Genomic DNA, 12,225 nt, shown 5'->3' with positions numbered 1-12,225 from the left:
CGCGTCCGGCCGATGCGGTCGGTGAGCACCGCGGGAGCGAGACGAAGCGATGACCGCCACGCAACCGGTTGCACCTGATCCGCCGACGGCTGACATTCCCCGCTACTGGGCAGAGCCGTATTCGCCCAGAGAAAAGGCGCCCCTCGTTGCCGGTGCCACGATCGCGGGCGGCCGGATTCGGCTAATGATCTTCTACGGCAAATCTCCGCATCTTCAGTTCTGGCAAGCCGCTGACACGGTCACGGGGCAACATCTGGCCGTCACGGTGGTCGACTCCGAGAACTCTCTGCCGACCAGTACTGTCGACGCGATTCTTTCCAACACGTCAAATCTGCGCGGCATCGCGTCGCCAGGCTTGGCGAGGGTGATCGATGTGGGACGCGACTGGTGCGGCGGAGTAATTGTTTCCGACTGGACGCGCGGTGCCACGCTGAAAGAAGTAGCCCGTACGCAGCCGTCGCCCGTCGGGGTCGCAGACGCGGTGTTATCCCTGGCGGAGACCGCCGACGTCGCGCACGGGGCAGGTTTCGCGTTGTCAATCGACCATCCCGAGCGAATCCGGGTCAGCGTCGACCGGCGCCTGGTGTTGGCTTTTCCGGCGACCATGCCAAATACCACGCCGCGGGATGACCTTCGGGGCATCGGTGCGGTCATGTATGGATTGCTTGTCAACCGCTGGCCTTCCAAAGTCGTTGCCCCGGTTGAGGATTGGGAGAGCGTCGAGACCGATGCGGAGGGCCTGATCCCAGCGCCCGCGGTCCTCAACCCGCAAGTTCCGTTCCTGATTTCATCCACTGCCGCGGGGCTGGTGCGTGATGGCGACGGCATCCGCAGTGCCAAGACGATTTCGACGTTGCTGCGCGAGGCCAGCGAGGACGCCAAGAGTTACGCGGCGCCCTCCACCACTCGCGAGCTGCTCCTACCTCCACCGCCCGGCTGCTATGCCAGCTTTCGCAATTTCGGACCGGCCGAAAAGGCTGAACATGCTCGCCGTCAGCTGTTGAAAACACTGCTAGGGACAGCGGCGGCGGTCTTTCTCGTCGTGTTGATGACGTTCGCTAGCGCGATCAGTCGGATAGTGGGCGCCGTCAACACCGACGCAGCGATGCACCCGGATAGGCTGGGACTTCAGACCACGACGCCGAGTCCGGCGACGCCGGCAGCGCCTCCGCCTGCCGCTCGAAGTGGAACGGTAAAGCCGCTCAAAGCCTCAGTCTTTTCACCCGGCGGCGCCCCGGACAGCCCAGACTCGGCCGGGCTGGCGATTGACGGTAACCCCGCCACGGCGTGGTCGACCGACACTTACTTTGACCCCGAACCGTTCCCAAAGTTCAAGGACGGGGTCGGATTACTGTTGCAACTTCCCGAGCCGACATCCCTGAGTGCCGTGACCGTCGACCTGGACAGCACCGGCACGGTGGCACAGATACGGTCATCGGCGGGCGCAGCTCCCGCCAAGCTCAGCGACACCGTCGAACTCAGCCCGCGCACCGGTTTGCGGCCCGGCCACAACGTCATCGCCGTGAACAAGCCCGCCCCGGTGACCGTCGTAGTGCTGTGGATAAGCACCCTCGGCACCACCGGAGGGAAAAGCCACTCCGACATTTCCGAGGTAACACTTCAGCGGGCAGTCAGTCCGAGGTGACGAACAAAGCAGTCCCGATCTGCTTCGACAGCCGTATGACCACAAAGACCGCGAATCCGACGACCAGCCCAACCACCGCAGATATTCCGGTGTCCACCAACCAGCCCAGCACCGCACCAAGAGGCTTGACACTGTGGCGAACCTGATCCTCGGCATGGTGGAGCAGGTCATACGGCAGGTGCCAACCGAGGCGGTCGCTGCCCGTCAGGAGTATGTGGCCGCCGACCCAGAGCATCGCCAGCGTCCCGACGGCTGACAGCGCCGAGAGCACCATGGGCATCCCAGCGACGAGACCTCGGCCGACCCGTTGCCCGATTCGGGATGTGGTCTCCGTGAGGTGCAGGCCGACGTCGTCCATCTTGACGACGACGGCGACGACGCCGTACACGACGACGGTGAGGACCAAGGCGACGACGATGAGGATGATGAGCCGCGGAACCAACGCCTGGTCGGCCACCTCGTTGAGGGCGATCACCATGATCTCGGCGGACAAGATCATGTCGGTCCGGATCGCTCCGCTCACCACTTCGTGCTCGGCGACTGGCGGAGGATCGGCATCATGACCGCGGATGCTCTCCCAGATCTTCTCGGCGCCTTCGTAACACAGGTAGGTGGCGCCGAGCATCAACAGCGGGGTCAGCAGCCGCGGCGCGAACTGACTGAGCAGCATCGCGACCGGCAGGATCACCACGAGCTTGTTACGCAGGGATCCGATCGCGATGCGTTTGATGATCGGCAGCTCGCGTTCGGCGGCGATGCCGTGGACGTATTGGGGCGTCACCGCGGTGTCATCGATGACGACGCCGGCCGCCTTGGCGGTCGCGCGGCCGGAGGCGGCGGCCAGCCGCGCGAGGACCGCGACGTCGTCGAGCAGCCCGAAAAGCCCGGCACTCATCGCGTCTCCCCGATCGCGTGAGAGGTTACTTGGCTGCGGGGTTGGCGAAGACGGGTTGCTCCCCGGACATTCCGGCGACGACGGCAGCGATCTGGTTGGGCGTGCCGATCAACCCCGTTTGCAGAACTGATTCCCGCGCAAGAGCCGTCGCGGGTTCGTTGCTCATCCATGTTTCGTTGTAGAGGCGCTTCGCGGCCCGGACGGCATCCGGTGACTTCAGCGCGATCTCGCCCGCGAGTGCCAGCGCCGCTGACAGCGGATCCGCGGCTGTCCGGGTGACCAAGCCGAGCTCGGAACCCTCGCTGCCGGAAACGATGCGGCCGGTGAACGTCAACTCCTTCGCGACGTCGATCGGTAGAAGTCTCGGCAGTGTCTGCGTGATGCCCATGTCGGGAACGAGGCCCCACTTGATCTCCATGATGCTCAGCCTCGCGTCCGGCGCCGCGATCCGGATGTCCGCGCCGAGCGCGATCTGCAGACCGCCGCCGAAGCAGTTGCCGTGGATCGCGGCGATGACCGGCGCCGGTACCAACGACCAGTCGTAGCTCACGCGCTGAGCGAGGTTGGCGGGCCGGTCCTGGTCTCTGTCCAACAGGACGCCCGTGCCACGTTCGCCACCCATGAAGCTCGCGACGTCCAAACCCGAGCAGAAGCTCTTGCCCTCACCGTGCAGAACGACCGCGCGGACCGAGGTATCACCGGCCAGCTTCTCCGCGGCGTCCACCAAGGCTTCGAACATCGCTTGGTCGAGCGCGTTGTGTTTGTCGGCGCGCACCATCGTCGCCGTGGCCACTCCGTTGTCCGCGATCCGCACACGGACCCTGTCTTCGCTCACGGTTAGCAATGTATCGGGCCGGCACCCGACCAAGTCGGCCGCGGCAACCAAAGGTGGAGCTGCCGGAAATTCCAATAGCTAACCGGGCAGACCCACTCGCAGCGCAAGGTGCTCATCGAGTATCCGGCGCAGCGCAGCGTCCATCGGATGAGCGGATGCGAGGTCGCGGCCGAACCGATTGTCCACCGCAACCGCCGCGCCTTCACGCAGTTCGGCGGTGTCGACCTGATCGACGAAGGGATCGAACAACGCGGGCGGCGTGGCCAGGTAATACAGCGCCCGGCGCGACTCGGTCAACCCGACGGCATACATCAGTCCGTGTTGGGTGATCACGAAGAGTTCGGAGGTGACCCTGGCATTCGGGGTCTCGGTCTCGCCCCATGCCATTGCGGCGCGGCGGGTCTGCGCCAATCGATCCGGAACGTGGTCGGTGAGCGTGAGCAAACTATCGACGAGTGCTCCACCGGTCCGCGGATATGCGCCGATGGCTGGTCCGAAGTACCGCAGGAAGATCTCGCCGAAAAAGTCGTACAGTTGCTCGCTCATCGCGCACCCCCGGGGTTCAGACAGGCACCTCAATTGTGCGCCCAAAATCGTCAGCTGGGCAGCACGGGTTTGGCCTGAACGCCGACCCCGCTGCCCCGCAATCAATGCCGCACCGCCAGGGTCACGCCCGGAGATGAACTTCCCGCTGGGGTAGGGCTGGACTGTACTTGCCAGCTGCATCTTCTGTTGTGGAGCTGCCGGGAATCGAACCCGGGTCCTACGGCATTCCCTCAAGGCTTCTCCGTGCGCAGTTCGCTATGCCTCTACTCGGATCTCCTGGTCACGCGAACCAGCCAGGATGACGATCCCAGTCGCTGTGTATGTCCCGGTGAGTCCCGCGACCGGACTCACCGGTGGATCCCTCTAGCTGACGCCAGGCTCCGGGTCGAGGGCGTTCCCGGTCTGACGGACTAGCTGTCGCTTAGGCAGCGAGAGCGTAGTCGCGCTGATGTGAATCGGCGCTTATATGGTTGCAACGACGCTTACGGTGGTCTCTTGCCTGCACCGGCACGCTTCCCTTGATTCGATGCGCGAAGTCGAAACCTTTCAGCCCCTTGTCTTTGTTGCTTCGAGCATCCCTGCCGATTTTCGGCAGGACAATCAATGGTACGCGGTAACCAACGACGGGCAACGGAATTAACTTCCCACGCCGACCGCCAAAAGCCGAGTACCCCCGGTCGGGCGACTGCAGGGGGGTACTCGGTGCCGAGGCGGCGCTGTTGGGTATCGGCTACTTGATCCCGACGACGTCCTGCGCGATGGCGGCGACGTGGGTCTGCGCGGCGGAAACGATGCGTTGCCGGTTCTTGTGCGCCTCCTCGTAGGCGATGATCGCCCGAACGTCGCTGGGGTCCGTCAGCTTTCTGATCGCGGCCACCGCCTCGTTGACGTTCAGGTCGTCGTACTTGCGGATCGGCAGCTCCTTTGCGTCCAAGACACCGGCGGCCGTCCGGCCCGAGTGCAAGGCGTTGGCGGCCCCGTCGGCCCCCTCGGACCGGGTGACCCGCTCGGCGGCCTTCAGCGCCGCGCTCTGGGAAGCGGACAGCGCCTTCGCCGCGATCTCGCCGGCGTTGCCGCCCCGCTTGACCAGGTCGTTGAACGCCGGACCCGCCGAGCGCAGCGCCTCAACGGTCCGGTCGACCCCCCGCGCCGACCACGCTGCCGGCAGGTTGACCAGCTTCACCGCGGTGCCGGCGGCCGCCTGCAGCGGCGTGCGGCGCAGCGCGGCCGGCCCGCCAAGCGCGTCCTCGGCCAGCACGGTCGTGATCCAGTCCACGGTCGCCGAATGGGCAGTGATCAGGCGCTCGGCCAAGTTCTCGATGTCCTGGCGCTTTGCGGCGACGGCCAGCGCCTTGAGGTACCGAGCGCGGTCCAACAGCTGGTCCTCGAGCGCGAGATCGCCCAGCAGCGCCTCGTCGAACGGTTGCGCCTGCTCGGTCAGCGCCTTGACTGCCGCGGCGGCACGACCCAGGAACGGACCGATGACGTCGGGGTAACCCCCCACCTTGCGGATCGCGGACTCAAGGGACGCGGCGCGCTTGCGGGCATTGGCCGCGTTCTGCGACAGCTCGCGGCGCACGGCGTCGGTGCGCGCCTGGATAACGCGGGTTTCCGCGATCTGGATCTCGGTGTTGGTCAAGTCGAGCAGCGTGCGCAGCTGCGCGAGCAAACGGGTGGTCTCGGGTGCAGTCATTAGTGTCGGCCTCCTGGCGTTGACGATTTCGATGTCGGCGCAAGGTGCGCCTGTAAGTTCCGGCTACCCGATCGCCCCCGGAGAACAAACCCCCGCGCGCGGGGTGTGAGATTTCGCTTTGTTTATCGCGCGTGCGCCAAATATGTTCTCAGATCACGAAATTGAGGTTTTCAGCGACCTGTCTGGCGATGTCGTCGTCGCCGCCGAGCTCGACGTCCTGGGCGCGCGCAGGGCACATGGGGCGGCCGCCCGAAAGCCGGGTGAACTGCAGCCCGTCCAGCCGAATCGTCGCCGTCGGTTCCTGGTCGCCGAAGTCCTCGACCAGCTGGGCGCGACCGTCCACGCTGACGCGGATGACGCGGGCCACCGGGCCGGTCAACTCGAACAGAATGCGCGAACCGTCGGGCGCCTTGCCGCGCTTGCCAACCACGTAACCCATGGTGGCCGCGATCTCGTCGAGCGAAAGCTCCGACGCGGGCCCGACGAGCTCGTTGTCGGACGACGGCCGCGACAGCGCCTCGCGGATGTCCTGCTCGTGCATCCAGCAGTCGAACGTGCGCACCCGCATGAACCGGCCGTACGTTTCCGGGCCCACCGGCGTCGGCATCACCGCGTTCCACTCCTCTTCCGACATGCCGGCCAGCGCCTTGCGTCGATCGGCGGTGATGTCCCTGAACCGCGCGAGCACTTCCGCGCCCGACTCCCCACTGAGGTGGCGCACCCAGCACTCGTTCATCGCGCCGATGTCGTTGCGCACGTGGTCGAGCGCCGACACGTCGATATCGGGCTGTGGGGCCGCGATGCCGGCCAGGAACGACTCGGTGCCGATGATGTGCGACACCACGGCCTTGACGTCCCACCCGGGTAGCGGCGTCGGCGCCAGCCAATCGCCCTCCGGCAGCCCGTCGAGCAGCGCGTCGATCGAGTCCCACACGGCGAAGAGCCCGGACAGGACGTCGGATTTATCCAGCTGCGTGACGGGGCGGTCGGCCATGGTCGGATACTAGGCCGATCGCGAGCCGATCCGTTAGCTTGCGGCGATCATCGCCACGGAACCCATGGCCATCACCATGCCGACGCCCTGGCATCGGCTCACCCGCTCGCGCAGCACCACCATCGCCAAGACGACCGTCGCCGCCGGATAGAGCGAGATCAGGATGCTGGCCAGCGAAAGCAGCCAGGTGTGCAGCGCCAGCAGCATGGTCACGTTCGCGCAGATGTCCAGCACGGCCACGCCCAGCGCCAGCTTCAGCGGCTTGCCGGCGGGCATCTTCAAGTTCTTGCTCATCGCCGACATGGCGAACACCACCGCGGAGGCGGACAGCCGGGCGAACACCAGCGGCCAGAGTTTGGTCTCGTGCGGCGCCTGATGAAGAAACACCAGGTTCAGCCCCATCGCCGAGCCCGCGACCACCGTGAGCCAGGCGACCTTCGGGGTGAATCGATACGGCGTCACTCCCTCGGCCGCGGCTTCGCGGCTGACCAGCATGACGGCGACCAGGGCCAGCACCACGCCCACCGAGGCCGCGCGACCCGGCCGCTCCCCCAGCGCCACACCGACCGCCACCGGTACCGCGGCATTGAGCACGGCGGCCAACGGTGAGACCACCGATATCGGCCCGGCGCCCAACGCGGCGAAAAACGCCCACATGCCGAACGCCATCCCGACGCCGTACAGGCAGCCCCACACGACCGCGCCGGACTGAATCGGGCCGCCCACCACGACGGCCAGCAGACCGAGCAATACTGCCTCGACGGGGTAGGCCACGAGCATCACTCGCAGCGCCGCTACCCGCCGAGCGGCCACACCGCCCACGAAATCGCTGACGCCGTACGTAACGGCTGACAGCTGGGCGTAAGCCGCCCCGATCAGTTCATGCCCTTGGCGCGTCGCCCCAGTTCGCGAAGCACTTCGCGCTGGGCATCGCGCTGGGCCATGTCCTGACGTTTATCGTGAGCCCGCTTGCCTCGTGCCAGCGCGAGCTCAACTTTGACCTTGCCCTCGGAGAAGTAAAGTGACAGTGGCATCAGGGCGAGGTTACCATCTCGTATCTTGCCGACCAGTCTGTCGATTTGTTGCCTATGTAACAACAACTTTCGATTGCGACGCGGGTCATGGTTGGTCCAGCTACCGTGCTGGTACTCCGGAATGTGCAAGTTACGCAACCACACTTCGCCGTCGTCAATGGTTGCGTAGGCATCGGCTAGAGAGGCGTGCCCTTCCCGCAGGCTCTTTACTTCAGTGCCCTGCAAAGCGACTCCCGCCTCGAAAATCTCGAGGATCGAATAGTTGTGCCGCGCTTTGCGATTGGTGGCCACGATCCGTTTGCTGCCGGGCTTGTCGCCGGCCGCCTTGGCCCCGCGGGAGTCCTTGGCCACAGCTATCGCCGTACGTACAGGCGCAACGTCACGTAGGCGGTCAGGGCGGCCATCGACACGCCGAGCAGGAACAGCCAGGGCGAGATGTAGATGATGTCGGCGTAATCGACCCGGGCGATCAGGTTGGCTTGGTAGAACTGGTTCAGCGCGTTGTCCAAAAACGTTGCCCGTACCAGGATTAACCCCGCAACCGAGATCGCGACACCGACCGCCGCGGCGACCATCGCCTCGACCAGGAACGGCAGCTGGGTATACCAGCGGCTCGCGCCGACCAGGCGCATGATCCCGATCTCCGTGCGGCGCGTATACGCCGCCACCTGGACCATGTTGGCAATCAACAGGATCGCGCCGACGGCCTGCACCAGGGCGACGGCGAACGCGGCCTTGCTCAGGCCGTCCAGGACCGCGAACAGGCGGTCAATCAGATCCTTCTGGTTGAGCACCGAAAGCACGCCGGGCTGTCCCTGCATAGCAGAGTCAAAGTCCTTGTGCTGCTCGGGATTGTCCAGCTTGACGATGAACGAGGCTGGGAAGGAATCCTTTCCGGCAACGTCCTTGTACTGCGGGAACTTCCGGATCGCGTCGTCGTAGGCGTCCTGACGGTTGAGGAAGCGCACCGATTTGACGTCTTGCCGTGCTTCGATCTTTTCCCGCAGCGCCTTGCACGGGTTGGTACCGCAGGACGGGTCGTTGGCGGACACGTCCTCGGTGAGGAACACCTGCGTCTCGACGCGGTCCAGGTAGATGGCGCGGGAATGGTCGGCCAACAGGACCACCAGCAGCCCGCCGCCGAACAGGCCGATCGAGATCGCGGTCGTCAGGATCATCGCGGCCGTCATCGTGACGTTGCGACGAAGGCCGGTCAGGACCTCGTTGAGCAGGAAGCCGAAGCGCACTTAGCGATCCATCCCGTAGATGCCGCGCTGTTCGTCGCGAACCAGCCGGCCCAGCGACAGCTCGACGACCCGCTGCCGCATGGAGTCGACGATGTGGTGGTCGTGCGTCGCCATCAGCACCGTGGTGCCCGTGCGGTTGATCCGCTCCAACAAATCCATGATGTCCTTACTGGTGTCCGGGTCGAGGTTGCCGGTCGGCTCGTCGGCCAGCAGCACCAGCGGGCGGTTCACGAACGCCCGGGCGATGGCGACGCGTTGCTGCTCGCCGCCGGACAACTCGCCCGGCAGCCGGTTGGCCTTCCCGGACAGCCCGACCGTCTCCAGCACCTCGGGCACCGTCCGGTTGATCGCCTCGCGGCGCTTGCCAATGACCTCCAGCGCGAAAGCGACATTTTCGTACACGGTCTTTTGCTGCAGCAGCCGGAAATCCTGGAATACGCAGCCGATGACCTGACGCAGCTTCGGCACGTGGCGCCCGGGGAGCTTGTTCACATGAAACTTCGATACCCGGATATCACCGGTGTTCGGGCTCTCCTCGGCCAGCAACAGCCGCATGAACGTCGACTTGCCCGACCCCGAAGGGCCGATCAGGAAGACGAATTCACCCTTGTCGATTTTGACGTTGATGTCGTCCAGCGCCGGACGAGCCGACGCTTTGTACTTCTTGCTGACGTTGTCAAGGGTGATCATCACGGCACGCCAGTGTAGCCGTGAATTTCGCTGGCGAGCCAAGTCAGCTGACCGGTGGCGGGGAACTCGGCACCGGACCAGGCCCGGGCTGGGGTAGCTGCGACGGTGTCGGCGTCGGACTCGTGCTGGGCGGGCAGAAGGGCGGCGGCAGCAGGCACGGCGGCGTGGGCAACTGGAACGGCGGGGGCGCGGTGGTCGTCGTCGTGACGGGCGGCGGCACGCTGGTGCTTGGAGTCGTGGTCGGCGTCGGCGTCGGCGTGAACGTGACGGTGGCCGGCGGCTGCTGCACGCGGCTGCGCGGCACCCAGGTGTAGTTGGGGTCGGGCACGAAACCCGGCGGCACCACCTGCGGGGCCGGCGGTTTGGGGGCCGTTTCCGGACGGTAGGTGTCGTAGACCCACCACACCGCGAAGAACGCGACGATCAATATCAGCGTGGACGTGCGCATCCGGCCGCCGAAGAGGTGGCTCCAGCGTCGTCGTTGCTTGTCCTCGCTGCGCCTCTCGAGGATGCTCACGGTGAACTTCACCGCCGTTGCACCGCGTCTTCGGCTTTGCCGTCGGTCGACTTCTCGGCGGCCTGGGCGGCCGGCACGGAGGGGTCGTCCTCAACCAGGCCTATCGTCGCGTCCGCCGCGGTCACGATGCCCACCCGGGCCAGCGCCCGAATGACCAGGACACGCAGCTGCCGCCCAACCTCGAACTGCTTGCCGGGCAGGGTGCGGGCCACCACACGCAGGGTGACGGTGTCGACCTCGATGCTTTCCACGCCCATCACGGTCGGCGGGTCCAGCAGCAATTCCCCGAGGACCGGGTTCTCCATCGCGCGGTCGCACTCCTGGTGCAAGACCTCGTTGACCCGGTTCAGGTCGGCGCTGGTCGACACTGGGATGTCCACCACCGCGCGCGCCCAATCCTTGGAGAGGTTGACCACCTTGACGATCTGCCCATTGGGGATGGTCAGCACCTCGCCATCCGGTGAACGCAGTCGCGTCACCCTCAATGTCACGTTCTCGACGGTGCCGGTGGCTTCCGTCGAGGAGACGACGGTCAGGGTGACCAGATCACCGAACCCGTACTGCTTCTCCACCAGGATGAAGAAGCCGGAAAGCAGATCCCGCACCAGCTGCTGGGCGCCGAAACCCAGCGCGGCCCCGACCACGGTCGCGGGCGCGACCAGTCCTCCTACGGAAAACTGCAGCACGTTGGCGATCTGCATCATGACCCAGATGCCGATGATGACGACCGACACCCAGGAGATCACCGACGCCAGCGCCTGACGGTGCTTGGATGTCTCCGAGCGCACCAGCGCGTCGCTCTCGGCGAAGCCCTCGGTGAGCTGGCGGGTCACCTGTTGCGCCACCCAGTTGACGAACCGGGCCATCAGGACCGCCGCGATCAGCACCATGACGATGCGCAGGCCGCGGGTGATGATCCATTGGCCGGCCTCGCCGCGCCAGAAGTCGTGCCAGCCCAGCGCCTTTATCGAAGCGGTCGATGCAAGAACAGTGGTGTTAGTCGTCATCTTTTCGGTTGCGCCACCGGATTCCCGCTTCCAGGAACCCGTCGATGTCTCCGTCCAGTACGGCGGCCGGATTGCCCACCTCGTATTCGGTTCGCAAATCCTTGACCATCTGATACGGGTGCAGTACGTAGGAGCGCATCTGGTTACCCCAGGAGCTGCCGCCCTCACCCTTCAACGCGTCCAGCTCAGCGCGCTCTTCTAATCGCTTGCGCTCCAACAACTTTGCCTGAAGCACTCGCATTGCCGAGATCTTGTTCTGCAGTTGCGATTTTTCGTTCTGGCAAGTCACGACGATACCCGTTGGGATGTGGGTTAAACGAACCGCCGAGTCGGTGGTGTTCACCGACTGACCGCCGGGACCGCTGGAACGGTAGACGTCCACCCGCACGTCCCCGTCGGGAATGTCGATGTGATCGGTGGTCTCCACCACCGGAAGCACCTCGACTTCGGCGAAGGAAGTCTGACGCCGGCTCTGGTTGTCGAACGGGCTGATCCGCACCAGCCGGTGCGTGCCCTGTTCCACGGACAGCGTGCCGTAGGCGTACGGCGCGTGCACCGCGAACGTGGCGCTCTTGATCCCGGCCTCTTCGGCGTAGGAGGTGTCGAACACCTCGACGCCGTACTTGTGTTGCTCGGCCCAGCGGATGTACATCCGCATCAGCATCTCGGCCCAGTCGGCCGCGTCCACCCCACCGGCGCCCGAGCGGATGGTGACCAGCGCCTCCCGCTCGTCGTACTCGCCCGACAACAGCGTGCGCACCTCGGCGGCCTCTATATCGGCGCGCAACGCCTTTAGTTCGGCGTCCGCCTCGGCGAGCGCGTCGACGCCGCTGGCGGCATCCCCTTCTTCTGCCGCCAGCTCGTACATCACCGGAAGATCGTCGAGGCGCTGGCGCAGCTCTTCGACGCGGCGCAGCTCGCCCTGCGCGTGGGACAACTCGCTGGTCACCCGCTGCGCGTTGCTCTGGTCGTCCCACAGTTTGGGATCGGAGGCCTCGTGCTCGAGCTTCTCGATGCGGCTGCGCAGACCGTCGACGTCGAGCACCCGCTCCACCGTGGTCAGGGTGGAGTCAAGGGCGGCAATGTCGGCTTGACGGTCGGGTTCCACAGCCGCCCACGTTA

The 12,225-nt window shown here is 65.5% G+C and carries 13 protein-coding genes and 1 other RNA gene; 1 reads left to right on the top strand and 13 read right to left on the bottom strand.

Annotated elements, in window-relative coordinates; translation table 11 throughout:
- Nucleotides 1-49: 49 nt before the first annotated feature.
- Nucleotides 50-1,645 (top strand): protein kinase family protein, encoded by a 1,596-nt coding sequence (locus tag AC5Y4S_RS03570; protein ID WP_500029873.1) that lies wholly within the window; start codon nt 50-52, stop codon nt 1,643-1,645.
- Here the strand turns inward: AC5Y4S_RS03570 and AC5Y4S_RS03565 are convergent.
- The 13 genes from AC5Y4S_RS03565 to prfB all read right to left on the bottom strand — a co-directional run bounded on the left by AC5Y4S_RS03565 (nt 1,632) and on the right by prfB (nt 12,211).
- On the bottom strand, nt 1,632-2,540 hold the full coding sequence (locus AC5Y4S_RS03565; RefSeq protein WP_500029868.1) for a DUF808 domain-containing protein: 909 nt from the start codon (nt 2,538-2,540) through the stop codon (nt 1,632-1,634). The genes AC5Y4S_RS03570 and AC5Y4S_RS03565 overlap by 14 nt on opposite strands.
- A gap of 25 nt (nt 2,541-2,565) precedes the next feature.
- Nucleotides 2,566-3,375 carry a crotonase/enoyl-CoA hydratase family protein gene (locus tag AC5Y4S_RS03560; protein ID WP_500029864.1) on the bottom strand — a complete coding sequence of 270 codons (810 nt, stop codon included), beginning with the start codon at nt 3,373-3,375 and terminating at the stop codon, nt 2,566-2,568.
- 78 nt (nt 3,376-3,453) lie between these two features.
- Nucleotides 3,454-3,921, bottom strand: a complete 468-nt coding sequence (locus AC5Y4S_RS03555; RefSeq protein WP_500029862.1) for a glucose-6-phosphate dehydrogenase — start codon at nt 3,919-3,921, stop codon at nt 3,454-3,456.
- Nucleotides 3,922-4,107: 186 nt separating this feature from the next.
- Nucleotides 4,108-4,475, bottom strand: a transfer-messenger RNA (tmRNA) gene (gene ssrA, locus AC5Y4S_RS03550).
- Between the two features lie 176 nt (nt 4,476-4,651).
- Complete coding sequence (locus tag AC5Y4S_RS03545; protein ID WP_500029860.1) at nt 4,652-5,614, bottom strand: ferritin-like domain-containing protein; 963 nt, start codon at nt 5,612-5,614, stop codon at nt 4,652-4,654.
- Nucleotides 5,615-5,762: 148 nt separating this feature from the next.
- The gene (locus AC5Y4S_RS03540; protein ID WP_500029858.1) at nt 5,763-6,608 is read right to left on the bottom strand and encodes a maleylpyruvate isomerase family mycothiol-dependent enzyme; all 846 of its coding nucleotides are present in this window, start codon (nt 6,606-6,608) and stop codon (nt 5,763-5,765) included.
- A gap of 33 nt (nt 6,609-6,641) precedes the next feature.
- Nucleotides 6,642-7,487, bottom strand: coding sequence for an EamA family transporter (locus AC5Y4S_RS03535; protein ID WP_500032111.1), 846 nt, complete (start codon nt 7,485-7,487; stop codon nt 6,642-6,644).
- Nucleotides 7,484-7,993, bottom strand: coding sequence for an SsrA-binding protein SmpB (gene smpB, locus AC5Y4S_RS03530; RefSeq protein WP_068175674.1), 510 nt, complete (start codon nt 7,991-7,993; stop codon nt 7,484-7,486). Before smpB ends, AC5Y4S_RS03535 begins: the two co-directional genes overlap by 4 nt.
- 2 nt (nt 7,994-7,995) lie before the next feature.
- Nucleotides 7,996-8,889 carry a permease-like cell division protein FtsX gene (gene ftsX, locus AC5Y4S_RS03525; RefSeq protein WP_067153867.1) on the bottom strand — a complete coding sequence of 298 codons (894 nt, stop codon included), beginning with the start codon at nt 8,887-8,889 and terminating at the stop codon, nt 7,996-7,998.
- Complete coding sequence (gene ftsE, locus AC5Y4S_RS03520) at nt 8,890-9,579, bottom strand: cell division ATP-binding protein FtsE (RefSeq protein ID WP_067153866.1); 690 nt, start codon at nt 9,577-9,579, stop codon at nt 8,890-8,892.
- A gap of 43 nt (nt 9,580-9,622) precedes the next feature.
- Nucleotides 9,623-10,108, bottom strand: a complete 486-nt coding sequence (locus AC5Y4S_RS03515; protein WP_500029850.1) for an Rv3103c family proline-rich protein — start codon at nt 10,106-10,108, stop codon at nt 9,623-9,625.
- Nucleotides 10,105-11,103 carry a mechanosensitive ion channel family protein gene (locus AC5Y4S_RS03510; protein WP_500029846.1) on the bottom strand — a complete coding sequence of 333 codons (999 nt, stop codon included), beginning with the start codon at nt 11,101-11,103 and terminating at the stop codon, nt 10,105-10,107. Before AC5Y4S_RS03510 ends, AC5Y4S_RS03515 begins: the two co-directional genes overlap by 4 nt.
- Nucleotides 11,093-12,211: a peptide chain release factor 2 gene (prfB, locus tag AC5Y4S_RS03505; RefSeq protein WP_500029844.1), complete on the bottom strand. Its 1,119-nt coding sequence runs from the start codon at nt 12,209-12,211 to the stop codon at nt 11,093-11,095. Before prfB ends, AC5Y4S_RS03510 begins: the two co-directional genes overlap by 11 nt.
- Between the last annotated feature and the right edge of the window lie 14 nt (nt 12,212-12,225).

The sequence above is a fragment of the Mycobacterium sp. NGS64 genome (assembly GCF_059812245.1).
The sequence above is the reverse complement of the archived record's forward strand: the minus strand, read 5'-3'. Positions and strand labels throughout refer to the sequence as shown.